The sequence below is a fragment of the Halapricum desulfuricans genome, from assembly GCF_017094465.1.
In the GTDB taxonomy this organism is placed as follows: Archaea; Halobacteriota; Halobacteria; order Halobacteriales; family Haloarculaceae; genus Halapricum.
This window is the reverse complement of sequence record NZ_CP064791.1, coordinates 499,663-526,011: the sequence shown is the minus strand read 5'-3', so window position 1 is coordinate 526,011 and position 26,349 is coordinate 499,663. Positions and strand designations below refer to the sequence as shown.

The window sequence follows — 26,349 nt, the reverse complement described above, 5'->3', positions numbered from 1 at the left end:
AAGTGCTGACGGCCCGAACAGGGTAAACGTTTGGCAGACAGCCGGGCGCCACAAGAAGCGAACCCGTTTGCCGGGCCGAACGTCGGACACCGAGGCTACTGGTCGGGACCCTCTTCGGGGAAGGAAATGAGGTTCTCCCGACCGATGCGGAGTTTCTCGATCTGTCCCTCTTCGGCCATCGACGAAAGGAGCTGGGACACTTTCGCGTTCGACCACCCGGTCTCCTCGACGATGCGAGCCTGTTTCATCCGACCGTCGTTTCGCTCGAGGAGCCGTTCGACGCGTTCCGCGTCGCTCAACAGCGCCTCGTCGACGTCGTCCCCGTCGGTCCCATCGTCGGACGGTTGATCGGTCGTCGCTTGTTCGTCCGCATCGTCGTCCGGGTCGTCTACTCCAGCAGCCGCCCCACCAGCAGTCGCAGCTACTGTCTCGCCCGCGCCATCGTCAGCCGCGGGCGTCTCAGCCGACTCCTCGTCACTATCAGCCGTGGTCGCCGTGTCAGCATCGCCCTCGGCCGATATAGGCGTGTCCGATCCGGATTCCGTCGGCCGGTCGAGGCGACCGGTGTAGACAGCGTAGCCGACGCCGGCGAGGACAGCGAGAGCCAGGATAGCGCCGAGAGCAGTGCCAGCCGGGGTATCACCAGACTGCACTGTCGTCGTGTCCTGTGACGGGGGCGGCGACGAAATCGGATCGAAAACCGCGTACGGTCGGCCCGTCCCGAAGGTATGCGGGCCGTTCCACAGCAGGACCCGGTTCTGCACGTTCGTGCTGACGTTGTAGAACTGGTAACCGTCGGGGCGAGTGATGATCAGCCGCTCCCCGTCGCTGATATTGGAGAGCCAGCGCGGCTCCGTCCGGAAGACGTCGCCGACATGGATCCGACCGTCCTCCTGGCGGGAGAAGTTCGTCCACCGGAAGGACAGTACCAGCGACCCGCTGTCGGTGCCGACACGCGTCGAACGCGTGACGTTCGTGATCACCATCGAACGACCGGTCGTCTCACTGGCCAGCTCGCTTGCCCCCTCAAACGCGGAGACCGTCCGTTCCGGACCTGCGCCGTCAGCGAACTGCTCGGCGAGTTCTTCGAACCCGGCGCGGTCGCTCTCGTCGTCGAACCGGAACGTCCGATTGACGGTCCACCGGGCATCTCCGTCCGACTGAACGTCGATCCGGTAGGTCGTATCGACGGCGAGATCCGGTTCGGCGACCGACGTTATCTGACCGGTCCCGGTAGCTGACGGGCCGGTACCCGCCGACTCACCGGGAGGGAGCGCACCCAGGGGGGCAACGCCGGCCACAAGGAGGGAAACGACAAGCGCGATGGCGAAGAGGGCACGGGGCCACGCGGGCATTGTGTACTGGTGGATGCTTGCCCCTGGGGGAAAACCCTTTCTATCACCAAATCAGGCGGTAGCGGCGTTCCTCGGAAGGTATAGCTGTTCAAGACGGGATTCTCTGTGTAGACAGGAGTAGATGGATTTTTCCGCATACCCGCTGTACCCTCCGGTAGACCGATGTCACCCCCCTCCACCGGTCGGATAACACTCCTCGCGATCGGGCTCTTCGCGGTGATCGGCGTCGGTGTCACCGCCGGACTCGTCGGTCCGGCCGGCGCGCCCGGGGAGACACAGACGATCGACACGGATACCCCGAAACCGGCCCTCGCGCAGGTGAACGGGACGGCCAACTACCTGCAAGTGTCCGACGAGAATCTCCGAACCTCGGGGCGACATCGGGCGTCCGTCGACGTGACGGCCGCCACGCGGATCGACAGCGATCGGCTGGCACTGGACTACGCGATCGAGTCGTTCCGGGTGCGCTTCGAGCGCGCGGAGACCGAGGCCGAGCGGACGGCCGCCGCGCGTACCCTCGCCGCACGACTGGACAACAAGACGCAGGCGTTACATCAGCGCCAACAGCGAGCACTCGAACGGTACAACGACGGCGAGTTGACACCGAACGAATTTATGGCGACGCTGGCCCATGTCGACGCGACTGCCGAGGGGATCGAAGCGACGGCCGACACGGTGATCACGATGGACGAATCGACGATCGATTACTCGCTGCCGCCCGATCTCGAAACGAAACTGCGGGGCTACGAGGGTGCGTTACTCACGAACAGCGGCCTGATCCGCGAGGTCGAGTTCCAGCCGGCGATCGCCGGGTCGGGCCGATCGCGGCTCACGTATATCGAGACCGGCGAACAGGGGATCGTCGTTGCGACGATCGTCAACGACCGATACGTCCGGGAGGGGTTCACTGCGAGCCCGGTCCTCGGGAGCGGCGAACCGCAACTCCGAACAGCCAGCGAGGTGGTCGATCGGGCGAGCGAACTGTACCCGTGGGCGATGGCCGCGGAGAACCGGAAGCGGTCACCTCGCCCGGATTCGTTCGGGAACACGTCGGTCTTCAGCGTCGATATCTCACACACGCAGGGTGAACTGACCACGTATCTCGACACGTCGACGACCGACGTGTTCAAAGAAGAACAGATTCGGGATCTGTCGACGATGACGGTCTCGGAGACGTACACGAACAGTACTGGACGGTTCGCGCTAACGGTCAACGCGACCCACGACACCGGCCCGATCGAGGTGTCACTCACGCGATTGACGACCAACAACGGTGCCAACGCGACGGTCGAGATCGACGGGAGACGGGTCGGTGAGACCGGCGACGACGGCCTCCTGTGGACACTGGATACCCGCGGGACGACCACGGTAGAAGTCGTACCTTCCGAGGGAGAGACGTTCACGGTCACGATCCCTGACCGCGCGATACCGGGCTAGCCAAGCGACGATGCGAGCCGGGGGTTCAAATACGAGTCCGGCCCACCGAGGGGCGTGTCCCGTGGGCTGTCACCCGTCGTGGGTACGGTATTGCTCGTGGTCGTGACCGTCGTGCTGGCCGGCATCGGCGGTGCCGTCGCTTTTGGGTCCGACACGACGGAGTCGACACCACGCGTACACTTCACAGTCAGTGCCGAGGCGGATGCCGACCGGATCACGATCACGCACGACGGCGGAGACACAGTATCGACCGAAGAGCTGACATTCCGGATCGAAATCGACGGACAGCCGCTCGCACAGCAGCCTCCGATCCCGTTTTTCGCCGCTGACGGCTTCGCGAGCGGGCCGACGGGCCCGTTCAATCCGGCCGCCGATCCAATGTGGACGGCCGGTGAGAGCGCGAGCGTGAGTCTTGCGAGCACCAACGCGCCGCTCCTCGACCCCGGTGCGACCGTGTCCGTTACGATTTCGACCGACCAGGGGACCGTCGCACAGCTCGAGACGAACGCAGCCTGATCAACGCCGAGCGAGGAGCCCGCCTGATACGGATTATTGTACGTCTGTGCCGTACCGGCCGTCCTACGCCGGGCGACTGGATCGGTAAATCGTTACAATAATCTGTATGAGACGTTCCGTTCGGCATCGACAAGTCTCTCGACGTCTGCTGCCGTGGACGCACCGACGAGCGTCGAGATCGTCTCGAGCGGGCTGTCGACCCGGGTCGTCACCGGCGGTTGCCGGCCGGTCGGTGTCTGGATCGGGACGGCTCGACCGAGCTCGACCGCCGCGCGCTTGAGCGAACGGACCTGGGACTCGGGGAGCGACCGCATGCGTCCGGCGAGCGCTCCGGCGACGCCCGCCAGTGGAGCGAGTTCGGGCGTCCGGGGAGAGCGATCGGGCGACGGATGACGTGGTTCGGACCGGTTTTCGGCCGAGAACGCCCCAGCCGCGGCAGTTCGCTCGTAGGCGGACACGGAACCGTCCGAGAACTGCCGATAGGCATCGGCAAGCGACGTGGATCCCTCGACTGCCCCGTCGAGAGACGAGAACGCGCGTGCCTGCAGGAGGTCACCGTCGAGGATCGCAGCGACGGTGTCGGTCGCATACGCCGACGACGACGCCGGTTCGATCAGGGCATCGTCCGCCAGCGCGATCGCGTGCAGATACTGGTGGAGGGCCGAATACTCCACGGCGAGAACGCCGTGACGGAGTTGCGCGTCGGACACGGAGGCCACGTGAGCGGCCAGCACCTCAAGCAAGCGCCCCGGGAACTGCCACGGGACCGATCGGGACAGCAGGTCGGTGAGCCGATCAGCGGCGGAGAGATCCGCCTCGATCGACTCCGCGAGGAGCGCAATCAACGCGTGGTCGTCGGTGAATACGGATGCCATCGCTAACCAGGTGCTAACTGAACAGTCATTCAGCACGGCCAAAAAGATTTCGCCTCGACAGTCTTGAAACCGTCAGCCGCCGTTCGCCGCTCGTCCGTCTATGACAGACCACCTTTTTCATCGTCGGGTTCGCAAGCGAACCACTCCTCGAAAAAGCTGGACCAAAAAAGGCCGCGGCTCCCTCCGGTCGCCGCGATGAAACGCCTCGCTCCGCTCGGCGTATGCTCACTCTTCGTGTACTTCCGCAACAGTCGTAATCGCGCGCGGGCTTCCCGGTCGTGCCCAGACCACCTTTTTCCCGCTCGGGTCGCCGCTGGCGACCGCTCACGGCAAAAAGCTGGACCAAAAAAGGCCGCGGCTCCTTACAGTCGCCGCGGTGAAACGCCTCGCTCCGCTCGGCGTATGCTCACTCTTCGTGTACTTCCGCAACAGTCGTAATTGCCCGTGGGCTTCCCGGTCGTGCCTGCTGAATATGATGCTCGAACTCCTCGAAGCCGGCTTCCCGGAACATCCGGTCGGCCTCGTCCTCGTCGTAGAACAGCATGATCGCGTCGGCGATCTTCTGGAAGACGGTATTCGCGGGATAGTCCGGGCCGACGATCAGCACTTTGCCGCCGGGCTTGACGACGCGTCGACACTCCTCGAGAGCGTCGACCGGGTTAGGCCAGTACTCGATCGAGCCGGACGACCAGACGACATCGAAGGTGTCGTCCTGATAGGGGAGCCGTTCGGCGTCACCGCGGGTGAACCGAACGGGGCCGCTACGGCCGAACTTCGCGTAGGCTTTCTCCAGTTGGTGCGAGCTCTGGTCGAGGCCGTAGACGGTCTCGACGTGCTGGAGCAGGCCCTCCGTGGCGAAACCGGTGCCACAGCCGACGTCGAGCACGCGCTCGCCGCCATCCAGTTCGAGCCAGCCGATGGCCTCGTCGCGCATCTCCTCGTTCCAGATGAAGGGGTTGATCCGGTCGTAGACCTGCGAGAGATACTTGTAGAAGACCCGTGCTCGGCCCTTGTGTTCGAGAACGCCCATCGGAGACACGTTAGAACCAGGCCATCATAATCTCCCGGATTCGACTGCGGACTTCGCAACTACCAAATAGGCGGTCTCACAACTGGCATACGACTAGACAATGCCACGGGAACAGGTTCTCAGGGATATCAAAGCGGCCGAAAAAGAGGCGGAAGACATCGTCGCCAACGCCGAGGCCGAGCGCGAGGAACGGATCGAAGAGGCGCGCGAACGCGCCGAACAGATCCGTAGCGAGGCCGAACGCGAGGCCGAGGAGATGGCCGACGAACGCCTCGAAGAGGCCCGCGAGGAGATCACAGCCGAGCGCGAGCGGATCGTCGAGGAGGGCGAACAGGAGAGCGAACGCCTCGAGGAGCGCGCCGAACAGCGGCTCGACGAGGTCGTCGAGCACGTCGTGTCGCTGTTCGAGGAGGAGGTACATGCTCAGGCCTGAGCGGATGAGTCGGGTCTCGATGACCGGCTCGAAGCGCGTGATGAACGACGTGATCGAAGTCGTCCACGGCCTCGATCTGGTGCACCTCAGCGACTACACCAACGAGATCGAGGGATTCGAACCCGGCAATCCGCTCGAGGGCGCCGACGAGTACTCCGAGAAGCTCGTGACCGTCCGGGCGCTGAAAAGTACTCTCGGAATCGAGAACGGCTACGAGGGGCCGACGCACGTCGTCACCGACGAGGACCTCGACGACGAACTCGAGGATGTTCGCCAGGAGGTCAACGCTCTCGACGATCGACGAGAGGAGCTCCGGAGCGAGTTGCGATCGGTCGAGGAAGACATCGAACAACTGGAGCTGTTCGTCCAGTTGGGGATCGACCTCGATCTGCTCGGCGGCTACGATAGTCTCGAAGTCGCCGTCGGCGAGGGCGACCCGGCCGACGTGACGGCGGAGCTCGACGCGAGCGAGATAGAGACCTTCGACGTGGCTTCGGAGGGTGAAGCGATCGCTGTGTTCGCATACGTCGACGATCCGGGCGTGCTCGAAGACGCGCTCGTCAGCGCGACGTTCAGCGAGGTTGCGATCCCGGACGGTACTGGGGACCCGGCCGAGTATCTCAAGGACCGTCGGCATCGCAAACAGCAGCTCAAGTCGAAGCTCGACACCGTCGAAGACGAACTCGACGACCTGCGACTGGAAGTCAGCGGGTTCCTGCTGGCCGCCGAGGAGAAGCTGACCATCGCCGTCCAGAAGCGCGAAGCACCGCTGTCCTTCGCGACGAGCGACAACGCGTTCGTCGCCGAGGGATGGGTCCCGACCGAAGAGATCGACACGCTCAAAGAAGCCGTCGAGACGGCCGCGGACGGCAAGGTCGAGATCGAGGAACTCGAACAGGCGACGTACGACGAAGACGGACATCCCGAAGAGACCGAGTCGGTCGAGGGCGGCTCCGGCGGATCCACAGTGACCGACCGCGAGCCGGACCGGACGGACGGCCCGGTCGCGAGAGAACGCACACAGGACAGCGAGGAGACTGCCGCCGACGGTGGATACGTCCCCCTGTCCGAGGACAAGCCGCCGACAGTCCAGGACAATCCAGGCGGCGTCAAGCCGTTCGAGGCACTGGTCGAAGTGATCAATCGGCCCAAATACACGGAACTCGATCCGACGATCGTCCTGTTCCTGACGTTCCCGGCCTTCTTCGGGTTCATGATCGGGGATCTCGGGTACGGGCTCCTCTATATGGGGATGGGCTACTGGCTCATGAAAAACGTCGACAGCGACGTGCTGGCGAGTCTCGGTGGTATCGCGCTGTGGGCCGGCGGCTTCACCGCGCTGTTCGGCGTCCTGTACGGTGAGATATTCGGCCTCCACTGGCTCGGCGAGTTCGTCTGGAACGGCCATCCGCCGATCCACAAGGGCCTGCAGCCGTACTATATCGCCTACGCGCAGGCGTGGCTGCTGTTGAGTATCGTCATCGGCGTCCTCCATCTCGTCGTGGGCCGACTGTTCGACTTCGTCAACAAGCTACACCACGGTGTCACGGAGGCGTTCGTCGAGAGCGGCTCCTGGATCATGATGACTGTCGGGCTCTGGCTGTGGGTGTTCAGCAAACAAGTGCCCGCACCGAAACCGGACTTCATGTTCTACGTCTTCGCAGAGGAAGGGACGACGCTGACCTTCCTCCCGGAGACGGTCACCGTCGAGTCAAACATGACCGCGATTGAGCTCGGATTCACCGGCTTCCCGCCGATCGTCGGCACCGTCGGGCTCGCGCTGCTGGGCGTCGGGCTCGCCCTCGGATTCAAGGCCGAAGGCGGAATCGTAATTATCGAGAGCATTACCCAGACGTTCGGCCACGTCGTCTCCTACACCCGACTGGCCGCGGTCGTGCTGGCGAAAGCCGGCATGGCCCTAGCGGTAAACCTGCTCGTGTTCGGTGCGACGCTGACCGAGGAAGGGGAGTTCCACTTCCTGTTCTTCGATCCTGAAGCGCACGGCGAAGTCGTCTTCGGCGGCCTGGTCAACGGCACCGGGCCGGCCGAGTTGATCCTCGGTGGATTGGCCGGGATCGTCGTCCTCCTGCTCGGCCACCTGCTGGTGCTCGTGCTGGGGATCTCCAGCGCGGGGCTACAGGCAGTGCGTCTCGAATACGTCGAGTTCTTCGGGAAGTTCTACGACGGCGGCGGGACGGTCTACAACCCGTTCGGATACGAGCGAAACTACACAGTCGAGGAGTAGTCGCCTGAAACTGAGTTCCCGGAACCCCGCCGCAATCTTGCGGTCTTGGGACGGCACGATATCGAAAGAAACCGGACAGATCGAACGCTTTTGGGAAGTTTTATAGGGTCGCTGTTGCGACTAGCAACCGTCCGGAAACACGAGAATCGCGACAGGCATACTTATGATTCCAGAACTACTCGCACCACTGTTTGTTGTACTGCAGGAGAACGCAACTGCCGCAGCGCCGGCGATTCCCGAGAACCACTTCTCGCTCGGGATGGCTGCCCTCGCGGTCGGGCTGGCCGCGTTCGGTGCAGGATACGCGGAGCGTGGGATCGGTGCCGCAGCCGTGGGCGCAGTCGCCGAGGACGACGACATGTTCGGTCGTGGGCTGATCCTCACGGTCATCCCGGAAACGCTCGTCATTCTCGCGCTGGTCGTCGTGTTCCTCACGCTGTAACACAGTCTGACCATTCATGAGTCTCGACAGCGTAACAGAAGACATCAAAGAGCAGGCTCGCGCACGTGCGGAGGAAATACGCTCCGACGCCGAGGAGCAGGCCGACGAGATCATCCAGGAGGCAGAGCAGGAAGCCGAGCGGATCCGCCAACAGAAAGAGCGCGAGGTCGAGCGACAGATCGAACAAGAGCGCGAGCAGCGCCTCTCGAGTGGGAACCTCGAGGCCAAGCAGACGCGGCTGGCGGCCCGTCGTCAGCTTCTCGAGCGGGTTCGCGAGCAGGTCGAAACCGCACTCGTCGACCTCGACGCGGAGACGCGAGAGGAGTTGACCCGCGAGTTGCTCGATGCGGCGAGCACGGAGTTCGAGGACGTCGAGGCGGCCGAGGTGTACGGCCGCAGCGACGACGAGGAGTTGCTGACGTCGATCCTCGAGGAGTACGACGGCTTCGAGTACGGCGGGGAAATCGACTGCCTCGGCGGCGTAGTCGTCGAGAGCGACTCGTCCCGGGTCCGGGTCAACAACACGTTCGATTCGGTCCTCGAGGACGTCTGGCAGGAATCGCTTCGCGAAATCAGTGACGAACTGTTCGAGGAGCAATGAGCGCACAGTACGGCAGTTCGGCCGAAGAAGCGAGCAACTACGAATACGTGACCGCCCGGGTCAGCGCCCGGCGTGCGTCGCTGTTCGACGAGGACGACTACCGGAAACTCGTCCGGATGGGGACCGGCGAAATCGCCCGGTTCATGGAGGAAACCGAGTACGGCCGAGAGATGAACGCGCTCGGCGCTCGCTTTTCCGGGGTCAATCTCATCGAGTACGCGCTCAATCGCAACCTCGCGAAGCACTTCAACGATCTCTTGCGGTGGGCGACCGGAGAGGCGTACGACTACATCGCCCGGTACCTCCGGAAGTTCGACGCCTGGAACGTCAAGACGGCGCTGCGAGGGATCTACTCCGAGGCCGGTACCGAAGCCATCGAATCCGACTATATCCGGGCGGGCGAGTTCGACGACGCCCTGCTGGAGCAGCTGGCAAGAGCCGAGTCGATCGAGAGTGCGGTCGAAGCACTCGATCAGACGATCTTCGCGGATGCCCTACGTGAGGCGTACGACGATTACGAGGAGACGGACCTGCTCGTGCCGCTGGAAAACGCGGTCGATCGGGTCTTTTTCGAGGATATCGACGAAGGGTTGCCGTCCCGCGTGCAGGCCGACAGGGCGACGCAACTGTACATCGAGTTCATCACCGCGGAGATCGACTTCAGCAACGTCCGCAACGCCCTGCGGCTGGCTCGCAGCGGTGCGGACATGGACCCCGCCGCGTACTTCATCGACGGCGGACGGCTCTTCGACGCCGAGGAACTGCGCCAGCTGGTCGGCAATCGCGATCAACTCGTCGAGCACGTCCGGGAGAGTATCTACGGTGACGACCTCGCCGTGGCACTGACCGAACTCGAGGAGAGCGACGACATCGTTCGCTTCGAGAACGTGCTCGACGCCGCGTTGCTGGCGTTCGCCGACCGACTCGCGAACCGGTACCCGCCGTCGGTGTGTTCGGTCCTGTCGTACATCCTCGCCAAAGAGCGAGAGGTGGACAACATCCGTGCAATCGCACGCGGCCGGGAGGCCGACCTCTCGCCCGAGGAGATCGAAACGGAGCTGGTCACGCTATGAGTAAGGAAATCGCCGTGGTCGGAACGCCGGACTTCACGACCGGGTTTCGCCTGGCAGGCGTCCGAAGGGCGATCAACATCCCCGACGACGAGATGGAAGCGGAACTTGACGAGACTGTCAAGGAGTTGCTCACGAGCGACGACATCGGCATTCTCGTGATGCACGACGACGACCTGCAGTACCTCTCCCGGGGCGTCCGCGAGACGGTACAGCAGAGCGTCGACCCCGTGCTGGTGACGCTCGGCGGCGGGACCGAGAGCGGGAACTTGCGCGAACAGATCAAACGAGCGATCGGTATCGACCTGATGGAGGAAGACGAACAGCAACTATGAGTCAAGCACAGACATCCGACGTCCGTGAAGACGGCGTCATCAAGAGCGTATCGGGCCCCGTCGTCACGGCGGACCTCGACGCCCGGATGAACGACGTGGTGTACGTCGGTCACGAAGGGCTGATGGGCGAAGTGATCGAGATCGAAGGCGACGTGACGACGATCCAGGTGTACGAGGAGACGTCCGGCGTGTCGTCGGGCGAGCCTGTCGAAACGACCGGTCGACCGCTGACGGTCGACCTCGGTCCCGGGATGCTGGATTCGATCTACGACGGCGTCCAGCGCCCGCTACAGGTCCTCGAAGAGAAGATGAACAGCGCGTTCCTCGACCGCGGGGTCGACGCCCCGGGGATCGACATGGAGACCGTCTGGGAGTTCACCCCGGAGGTCGAGGAAGGCGACACTGTCGAAGCCGGTGACATCGTCGGGGTCGTCCCCGAGACACAGACGATCGACCACAAGGTGATGGTGCCGCCTGATTACGAGGGCGGCGAAGTCGTCGAAGCCGAGTCCGGAAACTTCACCGTCGAGGAGACGGTCGTCGAACTGGACAACGGCGAAGAGATCACGATGCACCAGGAGTGGCCGGTTCGCCAGCAGCGTCCGGCCAGCGAGAAACAGACGCCGACCGAACCGCTGGTCTCGGGCCAGCGGATTCTCGACGGGCTGTTCCCCATCGCGAAAGGCGGGACGGCCGCGATTCCGGGCCCGTTCGGATCGGGGAAGACAGTTACCCAGCATCAGCTCGCCAAGTGGGCCGACGCGGACATCGTCGTCTACGTCGGCTGTGGCGAGCGCGGCAACGAGATGACCGAAGTCATCGAGGACTTCCCGGAGCTGGAAGACCCGACGACGGGCAACCCGCTGATGGATCGGACAACGCTGATCGCAAACACGTCGAACATGCCCGTCGCAGCACGGGAATCGTCGGTGTACACCGGGATCACCATTGCGGAGTACTTCCGTGACATGGGCTACAACGTCGCGCTGATGGCCGACTCGACCTCGCGGTGGGCCGAAGCGATGCGGGAAATCTCCTCGCGACTCGAGGAGATGCCCGGCGAAGAGGGGTATCCCGCCTATCTGGCCGCACGACTGGCGGAGTTCTACGAGCGAGCCGGCTACTTCGAGAACGTCAACGGTACCGAGGGGTCGATCTCAGTCATCGGTGCAGTCAGCCCACCCGGTGGTGACTTCTCGGAGCCGGTCACCCAGAACACCCTCAGGATCGTCAAGACCTTCTGGGCGCTGGACGCGGACCTCGCGGAACGACGACACTTCCCGGCGATCAACTGGAACGAATCGTACTCGCTGTATCGCGACCAGCTCGATCCGTGGTTCGAGGAGAACGTCGAATCGGACTGGTCCGAACAGCGCCAGTGGGCGATCGACACGCTCGACGAAGAGGCCGAACTCCAGGAGATCGTCCAGCTAGTCGGGAAAGACGCGCTACCGGACGACCAGCAGTTGACCCTGGAAGTCGCACGCTATCTGCGCGAGGCGTGGCTCCAACAGAACGCGTTCCACGACGTCGACACCTACTGCTCGCCGGAGAAGACCTACCGGATCCTCGGGGCGATCAAGACGTTCAACGACGAGGCCTTCGACGCGCTCGATGCAGGCGTGCCGGTCGAGGAGATCACCGACATCGAGTCGCTGCCGCGGTTGAACCGAATCGGCGTGCAGGAAGACTACAACGAGTTCGTCGACGAACTCGAGGGAGACATCGCGAGCGAGCTCCAGGAGATGTACTAACCATGCAGAAAGAATACAAGACGATCACGGAGATCAGCGGACCGCTGGTGTTCGCCGAGGTCGACGAACCCGTCGGGTACAACGAAATCGTCGAGATCGAGACGCCGGACGGCGAAACCCGCCGTGGGCAGGTGCTCGAATCGACGAGCGATCACGTCGCGATCCAGGTCTTCGAAGGGACTGGCGGTATTGATCGAAACGCATCGGTGCGGTTCCTCGGCGAGACGATGAAGATGAAGTTGACCGAGGACCTGCTCGGTCGCGTCCTAGACGGCTCGGGCCAGCCAATCGACGGCGGGCCCGAGATCGAACCGGACAAACGCGAGGACATCGTCGGCGAGGCGATCAACCCCTACTCCCGGGAGTACCCCGCGGAGTTCATCCAGACGGGCGTCTCGGCCATCGACGGTATGAACACGCTCGTCCGCGGTCAGAAGCTCCCGATCTTCTCCAGTTCGGGCCAGCCCCACAACGACCTGGCGCTGCAGATCGCACGCCAGGCGAGCGTCCCCGAAGAGGAGAAAGAGGGCGGCGAGTCGGAGTTCGCAGTCATCTTCGGCGCGATGGGGATCACCGCCGAAGAGGCAAACGAGTTCATGGACGACTTCGAGCGCACGGGCGCGCTCGAACGCAGCGTCGTCTTCATGAACCTCGCCGACGACCCCGCGACCGAGCGGACGCTGACTCCGCGGCTGGCGCTGACGACCGCCGAGTACCTGGCCTTCGAGAAGGGGTATCACGTCCTGACGATCCTGACGGACATGACCAACTACTGTGAGGCGCTGCGCGAGATCGGAGCCGCCCGCGAGGAGGTCCCGGGTCGCCGTGGGTACCCCGGGTACATGTACACCGACCTGGCCCAGCTGTACGAGCGGGCCGGGCGGATCAAGGGCGTGGAGGGATCGATCACCCAGATCCCGATCCTGACGATGCCTTCCGATGACATCACCCACCCGATCCCGGACCTGACCGGCTACATCACCGAGGGGCAGATCATCATCGACCCGGACCTCAACAGTCAGGGTATCCAGCCGCCGATCAACGTCCTGCCCAGCCTCTCGCGGCTGATGGACGACGGGATCGGCGAGGGGCTGACCCGCGGTGACCACGCCGACGTCTCCGACCAGCTCTACGCTGCGTACGCGGAGGGTGAGGACCTGCGCGACCTCGTGAACATCGTCGGTCGCGAAGCCCTCTCGGAACGCGACAACAAGTATCTGGACTTCGCCGACCGCTTCGAGGCGGAGTTCGTACAGCAGGGCTTTACGACGGATCGCGATATCGGCGGTACCCTGGACATCGGCTGGGATCTGCTCAGCATGCTCCCGAAAGAGGAACTCAACCGCATCGACGAGGACCTCATCGACGAGCACTACCGGGAGACAGTCGAGGAAGAAGTCACTGCGGACTGATCGGCGAACACCTTTTCCGAGAGAGTGCCCAGGCCGAGCCGTCGCTGCCTCCGTGTCGCGGGGTCGAAGTGCCCAATCAATTGTGTTTTCATCCGGATTCCCACACAGTAGCACCGGAACAACCGAGAGACAGGTGTTGCCCAGATGAATAGTACATCATCAGCACCGAGAGAGCCGTGAATCGACCCAAAACTGTTGTGTTGCATCACTAATCCGAGGCGGCACATAGAATATGGTGTACCATGGCACTGCTGAGCAGCCAACCGCTGGCAACGATCGGTACAGCTGTATTGCAACTAGGCGACCTGAGTGCAACACCGGGCGACGAGGCGATATGGTTGTGGCTCGGTACGGCAGGCATGTTCCTCGGGATGCTGTATTTCATCGCCCGAGGCTGGGGCGTGACGGATTCGCGCCGCCAGAAGTTCTACATCGTGACAACGTTCATCGCCGCGATCGCGTTCGTGAACTATCTCGCGATGGCGACAGGGTTCGGCGTAATCGACCTCGCACCGTTCATCGACGGCGTCGAAGAGCTGAAAATTTACTGGCCCCGATACACCGACTGGGTCCTGACGACGCCGCTGTTGCTGTACGATCTGGCGTTGCTCGCTGGCGCTGACCGCAATACCATCGCGACGCTGGTCGGACTGGACGTTATGATGATCCTGACTGGCCTGGTCGCGACGCTGACGATCGCGCCGATCGACTCGCTCGGCCTCAGCACCGAGGCACACCGCCTGGTCTGGTGGGGCGTCAGCACCGGCTTCTTCCTGGTGCTGATCTTCTACCTGTTCCAGGGCCTCTCATCGAAAGCAGCCCAGCTGTCGGGTGACACGAAAAGCACGTTCAACACCCTCCGGTACATGATCGTCGGCCTGTGGTTCGTCTACCCGGTCTGGTGGCTGATCGGGACCGAAGGGCTCGCTGTCGTCGGACTACCGATCGAGACGGCCGGATTCATGGTGCTCGACCTGACCGCGAAGGTCGGGTTCGGCATCGTCCTGCTGGCCAGTCACAGCGTCCTCGACGACGCTGGCACGTCGACGGCGTCGACTGCATAACGTCGGAAGACGTTTTCCCTCCGGAATCGTACCATCCGCGGTCACCAACTAATGGCAGACCTCACGTACGTCGGTTTCCACGCTGTGTTCGTCGCCCCACCGCTGCTCGTTCTGGCGTCGGTGACCGCGAGCACTCGCGATGAAACGCGGTCGGTCGTGCGCGCGATCCCGACCGTCGCGATCCTCGTGCTGGCGCTCGCATACACCACGCCCTGGGACAACTACCTGATCCACCGCGGCGTCTGGTGGTACGGAGACGGGACTGTCGCTGGACGGATCTGGCTGGCACCCCTCGAAGAGTACCTGTTCGTCCTGTTGCAGCCGATCGTCACGGCGCTGTGGCTCGGGTTGATCTCGAAGGCGTTCCGAGAACCGCGTGGGACGGTAGCGATGACCGTCCGCGACCGGATCGGCGGGGTCGTCGCCGCGCTGTCGGTCGGCGCGCTCGGCGTCGCGATGTTGACCCACGCGGCGACGTTCTACATGGGTGCGATCCTCTCGTGGGCTGCACCCGTGCTCGCCCTGCAGTGGGCAGTCGGCTGGCGGCAGTTGCTGGCGCGCTGGCGACTCCTCGTCGTCGGGGTTGCCGCCCCGGCGTTGTACTTCGCTGTGGCCGACCGGATCGCGATCGAGTACGGGATCTGGACGATCGCCGGGGAGTACACGACCGGGCTGACGATCGGCGGGCTCCCGATCGAGGAAGGGCTGTTCTTCCTCGTGACGACCCTGTTCGTCGTCCAGGGGCTCGTGCTGTACCCGTGGGTGATCGACCGATGGCGAGCGTGACCGACGGCGCACTCGCCAGCCCCGTTCGCGATCGGGTAGCCGCGGGGACGTTCCGGCCGGTCTGGATCGTCCTCGCTGCGGTCGGGTCCGTCCACCTGCTCGGCGTTCGTCTGCCGACGACGGCCCAGTACGGGTTGTTACTGGGAACCGTCCTGCTGCTGGGACTACCCCACGGCGCGCTCGATCACCTCACGCTCCCGCGGGCGCGCGACGAACCGGTGACGCTCCGCGGGATCGGCATCTTCTCGGTCGCGTACCTCGCCGTCGCGGGTGCATACGGGATCGCATGGCTGGTGGCACCGGCGGCGTCGTTCGCCGGGTTCGTCCTGCTGACCTGGTTCCACTGGGGGCAGGGCGATCGGGCGCATCTCGCGCTGGCGACCGACGCAGCCCATCTGGAGGATCCGTGGGTCAGTCGCCTGACGCTGCTCGTCCGTGGCGGACTGCCGATGGTGGTGCCACTGCTGGCGTTCCCCGAGCAGTATCGCTCGGTGACGACGACCGTCGTGGGGCTGTTCGATCCTGGCGGAGGGCACTGGCTCGCACCGGCCTTCGATCCCTCGACCCGGATCGCGGTCGGTGTCGGCTTCGGACTGGCGACCGTCGGGACGCTACTGGCCGGTCACTACGTCGCTGGCGATCGGCGCGGGTGGCGGATCGACGCCGTCGAGACGGGGTTGCTGTGGGCGTTTTTCGCGACAGTCCCGCCGATACTGGCGATCGGCGTCTACTTCGCAGTCTGGCACTCGCTGCGACATCTCGCACGACTGGTCGCGATCGACGAGACAGCGTCGACGGCACTGACCGAGGGAGCGACCGGCCGACTGCTCGCACGGGTTGGCACAGGCGCGCTCCCGATGACCGTCGGCGCGCTCGCGTTGTTCGGTGCCATCGCAGTCGTCGTCCCGAACGAACCGGGGTCGCTCGCTGGCGTCGGCGGCGTCTACCTGGTGTTGCTCGCCGTGTTGACGCTGCCACACGCCGGTGTCGTGACGGTGCTCGATCGAGTACAGAGAGTCGTGTGAGAACGAGTCCGACCGCGCGATTACCGCTGTTCGAGATCGATCAGCGTCACGTCCGTGATCCTGTCGTCGGCCAGCAGGTCCGAGATGGTCTCCTCGTCGACGGGGTCGTCGAGGTTGTACACCGTCAGGGCCTCACCGTCGATGCTCTCGCGGGCGTTAGACATGCTCGCGATGTTGACGTTGTGGTCGCCGAGGATCCGACCGATCGCACCGATGACACCGGGTTCGTCACGGTTGCGTGACAGCAGCATGTAGCCGTACGGCTCGGCATCGACACGGTAGCCGTCGATCTCGACGAGACGGGGCTCTTCGCCGGCAAACAGCGTCCCGGAGACCGTCAGTGACTCCGCACCGTTGCCAACAGTGACCGACAGCAGGTTCCGGAAGTCCTTGGTCTCGCGCCGACGGCTTTCGGTGACGTCGATACCGCGGCGTTCGGCGATGCGTGCGGGTGCGTTGACGACCTGATCCTGCCAGCCGTACGGTTTGAACACGGCGGCGGTCACGAGATCCAGATCCTCGTCGGCGATGTCGCCGGCGTAGGTGATCTCGATCTCCTCGACGCGGCCGTCGAACAGCCGCATCGCGACGAGACTCGCCGTTTCGGCGACCTCGACGTAGTTCCGGATGCGGGGATAGGCCGTCGCCTCGACGGACGGGACGTTGATCGCGTTCTTCACGAGTTCGCCTTCGAGCGCGTCGATGACCTGATCGGCAGCGGTGACGGCGACGTTGACCTGCGCGTTGCGGGTCTTCGCGCCGAGGTGTGGCGTCGTGATGATATCCTCGACGGTCATGAACGGATGGTCCTTGGACGGCGGCTCCTCGCTGTAGACGTCCACACCAGCGCCCTTGATGTCCCCGGATTCGACGGCGTCCGCGAGGGCTTGCTCGTCGATGATGCCGCCACGGGACGTGTGGACGACGAAGTCACCGTCGAACCGTTCGATCTCGTCCTCGCCGATGAGACCGCGCGTCTCCTCGGTCAGTCGGGCCTGTACCGAGAGCATGTCGACGGTCTCCAGCAACTCGTCCAGTTCGAGCAGTTCGACGTCCATCTGGTCGGCTCGATCCTCGCCCAGATAGGGGTCGTAGGCGACGACGTCGAGTCCGAGATTGTCGAACCGCCAGCCGACTTCCTGGCCGAGTCGGCCGAGTCCGACGATGCCGACGGTCATCCCGCCGAGTTCAGTGCGTGTGATGTCGTCTTTGGCCCACTCGCCCTCGATGAGCCGCTGGTGGGCCTGCGGGACCTGACTGGCGACACTGAACGCCAGCCCGATCGTCAGCTCCGCGGCCGCACGCACGTTGCCGCGCGGCGCGTTGGCGACGATGACACCGTGATCAGTCGCGGCCGGGATGTCGATGTTGTCGACACCGATGCCGGCCCGCGAGACGATCTGCAGGTTCGGCGCGGCCTCGAACACCTCACGGGTGATTTCCGTCCCGCGGACCAGCAGGCCGTTGACGTCCGCTATCTGCTCGATGACACCCTCGGTATCGACGTCGTAATCGGTCACCACCTCGTAACCGGCGTCGCGCAAGCGCGCGAGACCGGCGTCGGAGATCGGATCCGTGACCAGTACCTTCATACTCAGTAGGTTCCCACGCACGGGTTTATCTGTACCGAAATTCCCGGCACAGCCGCGTGTACAACAGTGAGGGATTTCGGGCTATGGGCCGGACGAGCGAACCCAAAAGCGAATTCAATCGGCAGCGGATTCCCGTTGCTCGCTCAGCTTCTCCCAGATCTCGGTACAGCCGGCACCGTCTTCCAGTTCGTCCAAGTGATCGTCGGGGTGGGGCTCGGGTTCATCCATGTTACTCACGATCTTAGTAACACCATATGTTCCGACCAGTATAAACGTTGTGGGACTGATCGTTGTCTGGATTCGTCGCACTGGAAGCACACGCTTAACTCCCTCGCGAGTCGAGCAGCGAATGATGAGCGACGCCGAGGACCTGCTGGCACACCTGGATTTACGCGAGTACGAGACGACAGCCCTGCGGGAGCTGTTGGCTCTGGGGCGGTCGACCGCACCCAACCTCGCGGAAGCGACGGGGATTCCACGCGCGCGTATCTACGAAGTGCTCGACGAGCTGGCCGATCGGGGCTTCATCGAGGTGATCCCCGGCCGGCCCAAGGAGTACCAGGCCAAACACCCGGAGGCGATTCTCGATCGCGCGGTCGAGAACGAGCGCCAGGACTTCGAGTCCTTTCAGACGGAGATCAAGGACGTCCGGGCGGAGTTCGTCTCGACGTTCGGACCGATGTTCGAACGGGCAAGCGAGGACGTCACGCCCACTGAGGACCTCTTTCACGTCGTCGACGTCGGCGAACCCAGCGAGACCGAGACTCGACAGCTGTATCACGACGCCGAGCGCGAGGTCAACGTCCTCACGAAGAGTTTCGCCTATCTGGACTCGATCCGGCCGGCGCTTGCGGACGCGCTCGATCGCGGGATCGACGTTCGCGTGTTGATGCTCGACCCGGCGCACCTGTCGCCGGACAACCGCGAGATCCAGGCGGAGATATACGAGGAACTGACTGATAGCTATCCCGAGGTCGCGGTCCGGTTCAGCAACGAACAGCTCCCGCTCCGTGGGACGGTCGCCGATCCGAGTATGGATTACGAGTCGGGGAAAGCGATCTTGCTCGTCGAGGAGAAGGACATCCCGCTCTCGATGCGCCAGGCCGCCGTCACCGACAACGGGAGTTTCGTCGCCGGGCTGAAGCGGCTGTTCGATCTGATCTGGGAGCACGACAGCGACGAGGCGTACTGATCTGGCGACGGGACGCTCGCCGGGATCGATGATACGGGCGTCCGCTAGACGGCAGGGTCGCGGTATTACTGCTCGTCGGCGCGTCGCTCGAACAGTTCCCGGACTGCGTCCTCAACGGTGTATTCGGTGTCCCAGCCCAGCGTCCCGTGAGCGGCCGTGGTGTCGACGTCGAACTGTTCGACCAGCGTCTCCTCGCCGGCGCGGGGATTCTCGACGAGTTCGATATCCACGTCGATGCCGTACTCCGTTGCGATCGCCTGGACCTGCTCGGCGACGGTCATCACGCTGGGGTCCTGGTCGCTGGCGATCTCGTATTTCTCGACGCCGGTCTCGCCCGCCGTGAGTTGCGCTTTGAATCGCTCGGCACTGCGGACGTATGCGCGAGCGACATCTTTGACGTGGATGTAGTTGCGGGCCTGACTGCCTGGCTCGTAGACCGTCAGCGGTTCGCCGGCCATCGCCCGTCCGAGGAAGAAGTTTATCACTGTGCCTTTCGAGACGACCGTGTCGCCGACGACGTGATCGCCGTAGAGGTTCGACTTCATGAACAGATGGGCCGGGAAGGCGCCGTCGGCGTAGGTCTCGACGAGCCGTTCGCCCAGCACCTTCGTCCGGCCGTACCAGTTCATCGGGTCCCGGGGCTGGTCGATCGTGATCGGGAACTGGTCGGGATCACCCAGCACGGCCATACTGAACGGGAAGGCCATCGCCGCACCGCGCTTCCGACAGAACCACGCGACGTTGGCGGTCCCATCGACGTTGACAGCCTGGGCGAGATCCGCGTTGTTCCGGCAGTCGTCGACCCCGCTGACCGCCGCCAGGTGGATCACGACGTCCGCCCCATCCAGAGCGGTCTCCAGGCGGTCGCGCTCGCGGATGTCGACGTGCTGGATCTCGACGTCGCCGACCTGGCGAACGTCACCGCGATAGAAGTTGTCGATCCCGGTCACGGTCCAGTCGGGATGGGTCGCCTGCAGGCGCTCGATCACACGGCTGCCGATGTAGCCCGCGCCACCGGTCACTGCGACGTGAAAGTCGTCGGTCATGGCTATGGCTGTGGGGGCATATCGGTTATCGCTGTCGTTCCGTCAACGTCGCCGCGAGATCGCGAACCCCCTCCCGGAGCGTCCACTCGGTCTCGAATCCCGTCTCGGCGACGCGGTCGAAGTTGACATGATAGGACGGGCCGGGATGTTCGTCTTCGAGGTAGGTGATGTCCACGTCACCGACTTCCTCGCTGACGACCTCGGCGATCTCGCTGATTCGGTAGTTGCCGTCGTTGGACCCGACGTTGTAGACCCGGCGGTCCCAGTCCTCCGGCGAGACCGCCGCGTGTTTGAACGCCCGGGCGGCGTCCCGAACGTGGATGAACGGCCGCCAGTTGGTCCCGTCGCCGTACACAGTCAGCGGGCGGTCGGTCAGCGCCCGGAAGACGAAGAGGTTGACTACGAGATTGAACCGGACGCCCGGCGAGTACCCGAAGTTCGTGGCCATCCGCAAGGCCGTCGCGTCGAACTCGCCTTCCTGGGCCTGTTCAATCAGTTCCCGCTCGGAGGCGACTTTCGTCTCCGCGTAGGGATTGAGCGGGTCCATCTCCGTCGCTTCGTCGATGTCCGTCTCCGTCGTCCGCCCGTAGTTGTTACACGAGGAGGCGAAGACGACGTTCTCGACGCCGAGTTTCGCCGCGGCGGTGAGGACGTTCGTCGTCCCGTCGCGGTTGACGGCGAAGGTCTCCTCGCGACGGTCGTGGGTGCTCGATGCGCCGGTGATCGCAGCCAGGTGGATCACCGTGTCCGCCTCACGCATCGCGCTCTCGACATCGCCGTATTCGCGGACGTCGCCGCGCCGGAAGGCCAGCCCGTCACCGAGTTCGGCTTCCAGGAGGTTGCGAGGCGATCCGTTCGCCAGCGAGTCCAGTACCGTGACGCCATCGACGGTCGAATCGTCCTGCAACAGCGGGAGGAGCGCGCTGCCGATGTAGCCACAGCCCCCGGTGACGAGTACGTGCATCTTACTCGTCGGGTTCGAGCACGCCCGGCAGGAACCGGTCCTCGTGGGACTCGATACGGCCGGCGTGTTCGGTCAGCGTCGCGAAGATGTCCGCAACGCCCTCCGCGAAGGTCTGATCCTGCCCGTCGATCAGATCGAGATAGCGGTCGTTCTCGATCTCCATCTTGTGGGTCTCGTCCTCGTCACGCGGGTTCTCGAAGTGCTCGACCGCGACGTCCAGATCGTAGTCGTCGGCGACCTCGGCGATGGTCTCGCCGACCTCGACGATGGAGATGGCGCGAGTGACCTGATTGTAGACGGTGAGATCGTCCGGTCGCTCGTCGGGATCGACCAGCGCGACGCGGGCCAGCCCCTCGACGGCGTCTTCGAGACTGATGAACGGCTTTCGCTGCTCACCCTTGCCGTAGATCGTCACGGGGTACCCCGAGACGGCCTGGGCGGCGAATCGGTGGGCGACGACGCCGAAGTAGTAATCGAAGTCGAAACGGGTCTTCAGCCGGGGGTCCGCGCGGGTCTCCTCGACCTCTGTTCCGTAGGTGATCGCTGTCCGAACGTCACTGATCGGGATGTCGAACTGGCTGTGGGCCAGTCGCATGTTGGCCGCGTCGTGGCTCTTCGTGAGGTGGTACCACGAACCGGCCATCGCCGGGAACGGCACCTCGTCGCGTTCGCCCTGGTTCTCCATCGTCGCGCCGCCCTCGGGGATGGGGAACTCGGGCGCACCGTAGACGCCCGTCGTGGTCGTCTCGACGAAGTGAGTGTCGGTCATGTCGTGTTCCTCCAGCCCCCACAGCAGGTTCCGCGTCGCCTGCATGTTGTTGTGCTGGGTGTAGTTGGCCCGCTCGCCGTTGATCTGACTGTAGGGAGCGGAGGGCTGAGCGGCCGTGTGGACGATCGTGTCCGGTTCGTGGACTTCGAGTAGCTGATCGACGAAGGACTTCTCGGTGAGATCTCCCTCGACAAAGGAGAGATTCGTCAGCCCGAGGACCTCCTCGGCGGCCTCGATACGCTCGTCAGGGTAAGCGATCGGTACGGCGCTGACGGAGCCGATCTCCTCGACCCACTCGCGTCGGCCGAAGTTGTCCACGAGAACCACACGGTCGTCGGTTCGGTCCGCGATACGGAGGGCGGCCGGCCATCCGAGATAGCCGTCACCGCCGGTGACAATGATCGACATCGGTGTTACTCAGTTTCCGAGTAACGGATATAAATCTTTGTATCGGCGGACGAACGGCGGTCCTGTTTCAGCTACCCACCGCTGAGCTCGTGGGCTTCCGCGCTGTTGCCACTGTGACAGTGACGCCGAACCGATCGAACGAAAGCCGCGGGGAGAGTCAGTCGTCAGCGGGCTGACCGGAGATCGTGGCACCGTAGTCGTCGCCGCCGCTGACTTTCTCGACGTTGTCGACGACGTACTTCACCACCAGGAACGAGAAGAGGTACTTCGCGACGATGTCGAAAGCGCTGTAGCCCCAGGAGGTGATCCCGACCGATTCGATGATCGCCAGCCCCTCGTTGCCGAGCGCCCACCAGATCGTGTACCCGAACCACAGCACGACCGTCAGGAGCTTCAGCGTGTTGAATATCTCCTCGGTCCCCGCCTCTCTGGCGTCCGCTGGCCACTCGAACAGCAGAATGTAGACCACCACGAGGAAGAACGCGACGCTGATGCCGTACCAGGCCCATCGCATGGGGTACGACGACGTGGTCAGCGCGGCGGCGAGGCCAGTGATCATGATCCCGACGTCGAAGGCGATCGCTGTGAAGATCTTCGTGAGGTTCGATCCCGCGATGAGGCCGAGCGCGAGCAAGAGTAGCGGCGTCGAGAACGCCCACGTCAGATACCGACCCCAGAGGCTGACTGTTCCGTCGACGGTCTCGCCGCTGTGGGCCAGTTCCGTCGTCGCCTCGTACATGGCATGTCCCTCGGGCATCTGCAAGACGCCGATCGTCAGGCCCGAAGCGAGCCCGGTATAGCTGGCGATCGAGACGGCCGAGACGCCCATCACCGAGACGACGATCAATTTGGCACGCGGGTCGACGAGGTCCCGTGCCATATACGCGAACAACAGCAGCGTTAGCCCCGCGAGTGCAATATTGATGTAGATCGAACTCCCGAGGAGCGGGTCGTTTAGCACGTGTTTGAACAGGTCCTGCTGACTCGCCGCCAAGACAGTGGCCGAAATGGGCTGTGACATTGTTCCATACAGGAGTACGACAGGATCGTGGATATCAGACGTACCAAATGGATTGGGGGAACCGCTCTCCCGAAATGGGTTTGGGACATGATCCGGAAAATTTAACCGATTCTTACACACTACCATCGGACGAACGGTCGTCAAACGAGCGGCTACACGACACTGTCCCGGGTGGGACACTGGGGTAGACACTCCGTCACTGTGGCTGGTCGCGATGGCCGGAACACGACACATGTATCGACAGTCATATTCGAAGCGGGACGGCGGGATCGGCAGCTGTCCGGAATGCGGCGGTCGAATCGTCAGCGAGTGCGAGGTCGTCTGTCGGGACTGCGGGGTCGTCCTCGACGCGTCACCGACGGATCGGCGGCCGCGACCAACGCGGCCGCAGGCACGCGATGGGGGTCGTGCCACGGGTGCGCCACTGACACCGGTGCACGCGAATCGCCGCCTCTCGTCGTACATCGGACGACGACGAGACGCGCGCGGAAGCCCCGTCTCTCCGCGGGCACGACGACAGCTGGAGCGACAGCGGACACAGCAGCGACGGGCCGCTCGCGGGGCGAACAAACAGACACTCCAGCCCGGGCTCGCCGAGATCGCACGCGTCTGTGCTGCGCTCGAAGCGACCACGACCGTCCGGGAGAGCGCGAGCGTGCTGTTCCGGCAGGCGCTCGCGGAGAACCTGCTATACGGACGCGCGTACGAGTCTATCGCCGGAGCGACGGTCTATCTCGGAGCGAGGAGAGCGCGATTCGTTCGGACGCTGACGGAAGTCGCGAGCGTGAGTCGATGTCCGAACAACAGCGTCAGACGGGACGTGCGGTTCCTCCAGCGTGAACTGGCGATCACGGCTGGACCGATATCACCGGTGGCGTACCTCCCGCGACTGCAATCGACGCTCGGAGTAGACGATCGACTCCTCAGACAGTCCCGGCAACTGCTGGGGGTCGTCACTGAGCGGAACCTCCACAGCGGGCGGGACCCGAAGGGCGTCGCCGCCGGGGCCGTCTACACCGTCGCACGGCTCGAAGGGGGGAAGACGATGCTCAGTCAGCGCGAAGTCGCGACAGCAGCCGACGTGACCGCGGAGACCGTCCGAACGCGGTTCGACGAGTTCGAACCGCTGTGTCCCGACGTCAACGACAGAGACGGGACACGAACCCCGTCGTCGACCGGAGCACACGGCAGCGGCGACACACAAACCGCTGACGGCGATTGATCCAGCGGCACGGCAATATTATCAGGGAGCCAGGCGAACGACAGATCAGTAGGCTGCAGCCGGCGTGCCGGAAATCGATCCAGCGTGGAATGCCGGCCCCTGCAGTCCGGAACAAGTATGTCAGGGATAGAAATCGAGCGCGTCACTTACGAAGGTTGGGAGGAATGTATTCGGATCACCAACGGTCAGATCGAGCTCGTCGCGACGACGGACATCGGCCCGCGGATCGTCGATTTCCGGCAGACCGATGGGGAGAACGTCTTTTTTCTCGACGAGAGCGCGACGGGTACGACCGGGGACGACGGCTGGGAGCTGTACGGTGGCCACCGCCTGTGGCACAGTCCGGAAAGCGATCCGAGGACCTATCAACCCGACAACGAGCCGATCGCGGCCGAGGTGACCGAACGTGGTTGTCGGCTCGTCCAGCCAGTCGAGGCGGAAACCGGGGTCCGGAAAGCGATCGAGATCGAAATGGCCGAGGACGAACCCGCCGTCGAGCTCACCCACGAGCTAACCAACGAGGGAGCCTGGAGCGTCGAACTCGCGCCGTGGGCGATATCCGTCTGCAAACCCGGCGGAACGGCAGTCGTTCCGTTCCCGGACGGCGACCCCGACGAGTTGCTGCCCGACCGATCGCTGGTGTTCTGGCCGAGTACCGACATCGGCGACGAGCGGTTGTCGTACGTCGACGACCACGTCCTCGTCGAGCAGGCCGACGGCCCGGAACTGAAGATCGGTGCCAACGGACGGGAGGGGTGGACCGCTTACGTCAACGACGGCCAGGCGTTTATCAAGACCTTCGAGCACGATTCCGGGAAGACCTATCCCGATCGGGGGGCTTCTATCGAGGTCTTCATGCTCGATTTCATGCTCGAGCTGGAAACGCTGGGGCCGCTGGTCGAACTCGATCCCGGCGAGACTGCCAGCCACACCGAGCGGTGGCACCTCGTCGATGGGGTCACACAACCGGAAGAGGGTGCCGACGCCGCGGCGCTCACACCGGAGTGAGAGGCCAGCGGAGCGCGTGTCAGCCGTCGGTTTCGACCCGGACAGTGAGGACGGGCACTGACGACGTTCGAACGACGCGTTCGGCGACGCTACCCAACAGCAGACGGTTGATCCCGCCACGGCCGTGCGTCCCCATGACGATCAGATCCATGTCCTCGTCGTCGGCGTACTGAACGATCCGGCGACTCGGCGACCCCTCCACGATCTCGCGTTCGATGTCGATATCACTGGCGTGCCCGTCGACCGCCTCGAGCGCGCTCGTCCCCTCCTCTTCGAGCAGTGACGAGATCGTCTCCCAGGACGTCTCCATCGGGAGACTGTTGAGAGAAGCCGTATCGAGGGCGTACAGCGCGTGCAGCGTCGCATCGTGGTGATCGGCCAGCGACACCGCGTGCTCGATGACGGGTCCCATTTCCTCGGAGCCGTCGGTCGGCAGGAGTATTCGATCGTACATGATAGACCATTCGTTTCGGCAGCGTCATAATTGTACCCGCCGGTGTTGGGTCGCGGACGCACGGGTAACGCGGACAGCACGCAGAGACCACAGAGGCCCGTGACCCCTCAGATCAGTAAAGCAGAACGCTATCGACGGCCCCACCACAGGCCGGACACGATTCGTGTTCGCGTGCGAACGCGCGGCCACAGCCCTCACACCCGTACACCAGCAACTCGGGGTCGATCCCCCTATCCCCGTTCACCGCCCGTTCGACCTCGATCCCGAGCGTCATGGCCCTCCGTTCGAAGAGA

27 protein-coding genes are annotated in these 26,349 nt (G+C 63.9%); 16 read left to right on the top strand and 11 right to left on the bottom strand.

The window, feature by feature from the left end; all coding sequences use genetic code 11:
* Positions 1–95: 95 nt before the first annotated feature.
* Positions 96–1,355: a helix-turn-helix transcriptional regulator gene (locus tag HSEST_RS02620; protein WP_229122017.1), complete on the bottom strand. Its 1,260-nt coding sequence runs from the start codon at positions 1,353–1,355 to the stop codon at positions 96–98.
* A gap of 162 nt (positions 1,356–1,517) precedes the next feature.
* Between HSEST_RS02620 and HSEST_RS02615 the strand changes: the two genes are divergently transcribed.
* Complete coding sequence (locus tag HSEST_RS02615) at positions 1,518–2,792, top strand: DUF7096 domain-containing protein (RefSeq protein WP_229122016.1); 1,275 nt, start codon at positions 1,518–1,520, stop codon at positions 2,790–2,792.
* A 54-nt stretch (positions 2,793–2,846) separates the two neighbouring features.
* On the top strand, positions 2,847–3,308 hold the full coding sequence (locus HSEST_RS02610) for a type IV pilin (protein WP_229122015.1): 462 nt from the start codon (positions 2,847–2,849) through the stop codon (positions 3,306–3,308).
* Between the two features lie 92 nt (positions 3,309–3,400).
* Here the strand turns inward: HSEST_RS02610 and HSEST_RS02605 are convergent, their stop codons facing one another.
* Together HSEST_RS02605 and HSEST_RS02600 are read right to left on the bottom strand one after the other, a co-directional pair.
* On the bottom strand, positions 3,401–4,183 hold the full coding sequence (locus HSEST_RS02605) for a hypothetical protein (protein ID WP_229122014.1): 783 nt from the start codon (positions 4,181–4,183) through the stop codon (positions 3,401–3,403).
* Between the two features lie 406 nt (positions 4,184–4,589).
* Complete coding sequence (locus HSEST_RS02600) at positions 4,590–5,213, bottom strand: methyltransferase domain-containing protein (RefSeq protein ID WP_229122013.1); 624 nt, start codon at positions 5,211–5,213, stop codon at positions 4,590–4,592.
* A 100-nt stretch (positions 5,214–5,313) separates the two neighbouring features.
* On the opposite strand from HSEST_RS02600, the gene ahaH reads away from it, so the two are divergent.
* The 11 genes from ahaH to HSEST_RS02545 all read left to right on the top strand — a co-directional run bounded on the left by ahaH (position 5,314) and on the right by HSEST_RS02545 (position 16,380).
* A complete protein-coding gene (gene ahaH / locus HSEST_RS02595) occupies positions 5,314–5,646 on the top strand; it encodes an ATP synthase archaeal subunit H (protein WP_229122012.1) in 333 nt (110 codons plus the stop codon).
* Positions 5,633–7,891, top strand: a complete 2,259-nt coding sequence (locus HSEST_RS02590) for a V-type ATP synthase subunit I (RefSeq protein ID WP_229122011.1) — start codon at positions 5,633–5,635, stop codon at positions 7,889–7,891. The genes ahaH and HSEST_RS02590 overlap by 14 nt, the downstream gene beginning before the upstream one ends.
* A gap of 163 nt (positions 7,892–8,054) precedes the next feature.
* Positions 8,055–8,333: a hypothetical protein gene (locus tag HSEST_RS02585; protein WP_229122010.1), complete on the top strand. Its 279-nt coding sequence runs from the start codon at positions 8,055–8,057 to the stop codon at positions 8,331–8,333.
* Between the two features lie 16 nt (positions 8,334–8,349).
* Positions 8,350–8,934, top strand: a complete 585-nt coding sequence (locus tag HSEST_RS02580; RefSeq protein ID WP_229122009.1) for a V-type ATP synthase subunit E — start codon at positions 8,350–8,352, stop codon at positions 8,932–8,934.
* Positions 8,931–10,007 (top strand): V-type ATP synthase subunit C, encoded by a 1,077-nt coding sequence (locus HSEST_RS02575; RefSeq protein ID WP_229122008.1) that lies wholly within the window; start codon positions 8,931–8,933, stop codon positions 10,005–10,007. The genes HSEST_RS02580 and HSEST_RS02575 overlap by 4 nt, the downstream gene beginning before the upstream one ends.
* A complete protein-coding gene (locus HSEST_RS02570; RefSeq protein WP_229122007.1) occupies positions 10,004–10,339 on the top strand; it encodes a V-type ATP synthase subunit F in 336 nt (111 codons plus the stop codon). The genes HSEST_RS02575 and HSEST_RS02570 overlap by 4 nt, the downstream gene beginning before the upstream one ends.
* Complete coding sequence (locus HSEST_RS02565; RefSeq protein ID WP_229122006.1) at positions 10,336–12,093, top strand: ATP synthase subunit A; 1,758 nt, start codon at positions 10,336–10,338, stop codon at positions 12,091–12,093. Before HSEST_RS02570 ends, HSEST_RS02565 begins: the two co-directional genes overlap by 4 nt.
* Before the next feature lie 2 nt (positions 12,094–12,095).
* Positions 12,096–13,505, top strand: a complete 1,410-nt coding sequence (locus HSEST_RS02560) for a V-type ATP synthase subunit B (RefSeq protein ID WP_229122005.1) — start codon at positions 12,096–12,098, stop codon at positions 13,503–13,505.
* A gap of 242 nt (positions 13,506–13,747) precedes the next feature.
* Positions 13,748–14,569 (top strand): bacteriorhodopsin, encoded by an 822-nt coding sequence (locus HSEST_RS02555; protein WP_267491904.1) that lies wholly within the window; start codon positions 13,748–13,750, stop codon positions 14,567–14,569.
* A 51-nt stretch (positions 14,570–14,620) separates the two neighbouring features.
* Entirely contained in the window at positions 14,621–15,355 is a 735-nt protein-coding gene (locus tag HSEST_RS02550; RefSeq protein ID WP_229122004.1) for a lycopene cyclase domain-containing protein, read from the top strand.
* Positions 15,343–16,380, top strand: a complete 1,038-nt coding sequence (locus HSEST_RS02545; protein ID WP_229122003.1) for a Brp/Blh family beta-carotene 15,15'-dioxygenase — start codon at positions 15,343–15,345, stop codon at positions 16,378–16,380. The genes HSEST_RS02550 and HSEST_RS02545 overlap by 13 nt, the downstream gene beginning before the upstream one ends.
* Before the next feature lie 20 nt (positions 16,381–16,400).
* Here HSEST_RS02545 and serA read toward each other — a convergent pair whose 3' ends face one another.
* Together serA and HSEST_RS14500 are read right to left on the bottom strand one after the other, a co-directional pair.
* Entirely contained in the window at positions 16,401–17,972 is a 1,572-nt protein-coding gene (serA, locus tag HSEST_RS02540; RefSeq protein ID WP_229122002.1) for a phosphoglycerate dehydrogenase, read from the bottom strand.
* Between the two features lie 114 nt (positions 17,973–18,086).
* Positions 18,087–18,209, bottom strand: a complete 123-nt coding sequence (locus HSEST_RS14500) for a hypothetical protein (RefSeq protein WP_267491936.1) — start codon at positions 18,207–18,209, stop codon at positions 18,087–18,089.
* Positions 18,210–18,324: 115 nt separating this feature from the next.
* Between HSEST_RS14500 and HSEST_RS02535 the strand changes: the two genes are divergently transcribed.
* Entirely contained in the window at positions 18,325–19,164 is an 840-nt protein-coding gene (locus tag HSEST_RS02535; RefSeq protein ID WP_229122001.1) for a TrmB family transcriptional regulator, read from the top strand.
* 65 nt (positions 19,165–19,229) lie between these two features.
* Here the strand turns inward: HSEST_RS02535 and HSEST_RS02530 are convergent, their stop codons facing one another.
* The 4 genes from HSEST_RS02530 to HSEST_RS02515 all read right to left on the bottom strand — a co-directional run bounded on the left by HSEST_RS02530 (position 19,230) and on the right by HSEST_RS02515 (position 23,372).
* Complete coding sequence (locus HSEST_RS02530) at positions 19,230–20,210, bottom strand: NAD-dependent epimerase/dehydratase family protein (protein ID WP_229122000.1); 981 nt, start codon at positions 20,208–20,210, stop codon at positions 19,230–19,232.
* A gap of 25 nt (positions 20,211–20,235) precedes the next feature.
* On the bottom strand, positions 20,236–21,174 hold the full coding sequence (locus tag HSEST_RS02525; protein WP_229121999.1) for an NAD-dependent epimerase/dehydratase family protein: 939 nt from the start codon (positions 21,172–21,174) through the stop codon (positions 20,236–20,238).
* Between the two features lies 1 nt (position 21,175).
* Entirely contained in the window at positions 21,176–22,351 is a 1,176-nt protein-coding gene (locus HSEST_RS02520; RefSeq protein WP_229121998.1) for an NAD-dependent epimerase/dehydratase family protein, read from the bottom strand.
* Positions 22,352–22,508: 157 nt separating this feature from the next.
* Complete coding sequence (locus HSEST_RS02515; protein ID WP_229121997.1) at positions 22,509–23,372, bottom strand: bacteriorhodopsin; 864 nt, start codon at positions 23,370–23,372, stop codon at positions 22,509–22,511.
* A gap of 232 nt (positions 23,373–23,604) precedes the next feature.
* Here HSEST_RS02515 and HSEST_RS02510 point away from each other — a divergent pair, with 232 nt between their 5' ends.
* Positions 23,605–24,594 carry a transcription initiation factor IIB gene (locus tag HSEST_RS02510; protein ID WP_229121996.1) on the top strand — a complete coding sequence of 330 codons (990 nt, stop codon included), beginning with the start codon at positions 23,605–23,607 and terminating at the stop codon, positions 24,592–24,594.
* Positions 24,595–24,711: 117 nt separating this feature from the next.
* Positions 24,712–25,602, top strand: coding sequence for a DUF4380 domain-containing protein (locus tag HSEST_RS02505; protein WP_229121995.1), 891 nt, complete (start codon positions 24,712–24,714; stop codon positions 25,600–25,602).
* 19 nt (positions 25,603–25,621) lie between these two features.
* Here the strand turns inward: HSEST_RS02505 and HSEST_RS02500 are convergent, their stop codons facing one another.
* Together HSEST_RS02500 and HSEST_RS02495 are read right to left on the bottom strand one after the other, a co-directional pair.
* Complete coding sequence (locus HSEST_RS02500; RefSeq protein WP_229121994.1) at positions 25,622–26,056, bottom strand: universal stress protein; 435 nt, start codon at positions 26,054–26,056, stop codon at positions 25,622–25,624.
* Between the two features lie 112 nt (positions 26,057–26,168).
* A complete protein-coding gene (locus HSEST_RS02495; protein WP_229121993.1) occupies positions 26,169–26,330 on the bottom strand; it encodes a hypothetical protein in 162 nt (53 codons plus the stop codon).
* Positions 26,331–26,349 lie beyond the last annotated feature (19 nt).

What these genes read in the sequence shown, in the direction of transcription:
- HSEST_RS02620 (WP_229122017.1), bottom strand. Translation starts at nt 1,355, where the DNA reads ATGCCCGCGTGGCCCCGTGCCCTCTTCGCCATCGCGCTTGTCGTTTCC.
- HSEST_RS02615 (WP_229122016.1), top strand. Translation starts at nt 1,518, where the DNA reads ATGTCACCCCCCTCCACCGGTCGGATAACACTCCTCGCGATCGGGCTC.
- HSEST_RS02605 (WP_229122014.1), bottom strand. Translation starts at nt 4,183, where the DNA reads ATGGCATCCGTATTCACCGACGACCACGCGTTGATTGCGCTCCTCGCG.
- HSEST_RS02600 (WP_229122013.1), bottom strand. Translation starts at nt 5,213, where the DNA reads ATGGGCGTTCTCGAACACAAGGGCCGAGCACGGGTCTTCTACAAGTAT.
- ahaH (WP_229122012.1), top strand. Translation starts at nt 5,314, where the DNA reads ATGCCACGGGAACAGGTTCTCAGGGATATCAAAGCGGCCGAAAAAGAG.
- HSEST_RS02590 (WP_229122011.1), top strand. Translation starts at nt 5,633, where the DNA reads ATGCTCAGGCCTGAGCGGATGAGTCGGGTCTCGATGACCGGCTCGAAG.
- HSEST_RS02585 (WP_229122010.1), top strand. Translation starts at nt 8,055, where the DNA reads ATGATTCCAGAACTACTCGCACCACTGTTTGTTGTACTGCAGGAGAAC.
- HSEST_RS02580 (WP_229122009.1), top strand. Translation starts at nt 8,350, where the DNA reads ATGAGTCTCGACAGCGTAACAGAAGACATCAAAGAGCAGGCTCGCGCA.
- HSEST_RS02575 (WP_229122008.1), top strand. Translation starts at nt 8,931, where the DNA reads ATGAGCGCACAGTACGGCAGTTCGGCCGAAGAAGCGAGCAACTACGAA.
- HSEST_RS02570 (WP_229122007.1), top strand. Translation starts at nt 10,004, where the DNA reads ATGAGTAAGGAAATCGCCGTGGTCGGAACGCCGGACTTCACGACCGGG.
- HSEST_RS02565 (WP_229122006.1), top strand. Translation starts at nt 10,336, where the DNA reads ATGAGTCAAGCACAGACATCCGACGTCCGTGAAGACGGCGTCATCAAG.
- HSEST_RS02560 (WP_229122005.1), top strand. Translation starts at nt 12,096, where the DNA reads ATGCAGAAAGAATACAAGACGATCACGGAGATCAGCGGACCGCTGGTG.
- HSEST_RS02555 (WP_267491904.1), top strand. Translation starts at nt 13,748, where the DNA reads ATGGCACTGCTGAGCAGCCAACCGCTGGCAACGATCGGTACAGCTGTA.
- HSEST_RS02550 (WP_229122004.1), top strand. Translation starts at nt 14,621, where the DNA reads ATGGCAGACCTCACGTACGTCGGTTTCCACGCTGTGTTCGTCGCCCCA.
- HSEST_RS02545 (WP_229122003.1), top strand. Translation starts at nt 15,343, where the DNA reads ATGGCGAGCGTGACCGACGGCGCACTCGCCAGCCCCGTTCGCGATCGG.
- serA (WP_229122002.1), bottom strand. Translation starts at nt 17,972, where the DNA reads ATGAAGGTACTGGTCACGGATCCGATCTCCGACGCCGGTCTCGCGCGC.
- HSEST_RS02535 (WP_229122001.1), top strand. Translation starts at nt 18,325, where the DNA reads ATGAGCGACGCCGAGGACCTGCTGGCACACCTGGATTTACGCGAGTAC.
- HSEST_RS02530 (WP_229122000.1), bottom strand. Translation starts at nt 20,210, where the DNA reads ATGACCGACGACTTTCACGTCGCAGTGACCGGTGGCGCGGGCTACATC.
- HSEST_RS02525 (WP_229121999.1), bottom strand. Translation starts at nt 21,174, where the DNA reads ATGCACGTACTCGTCACCGGGGGCTGTGGCTACATCGGCAGCGCGCTC.
- HSEST_RS02520 (WP_229121998.1), bottom strand. Translation starts at nt 22,351, where the DNA reads ATGTCGATCATTGTCACCGGCGGTGACGGCTATCTCGGATGGCCGGCC.
- HSEST_RS02515 (WP_229121997.1), bottom strand. Translation starts at nt 23,372, where the DNA reads ATGTCACAGCCCATTTCGGCCACTGTCTTGGCGGCGAGTCAGCAGGAC.
- HSEST_RS02510 (WP_229121996.1), top strand. Translation starts at nt 23,605, where the DNA reads ATGTATCGACAGTCATATTCGAAGCGGGACGGCGGGATCGGCAGCTGT.
- HSEST_RS02505 (WP_229121995.1), top strand. Translation starts at nt 24,712, where the DNA reads ATGTCAGGGATAGAAATCGAGCGCGTCACTTACGAAGGTTGGGAGGAA.
- HSEST_RS02500 (WP_229121994.1), bottom strand. Translation starts at nt 26,056, where the DNA reads ATGTACGATCGAATACTCCTGCCGACCGACGGCTCCGAGGAAATGGGA.
- HSEST_RS02495 (WP_229121993.1), bottom strand. Translation starts at nt 26,330, where the DNA reads ATGACGCTCGGGATCGAGGTCGAACGGGCGGTGAACGGGGATAGGGGG.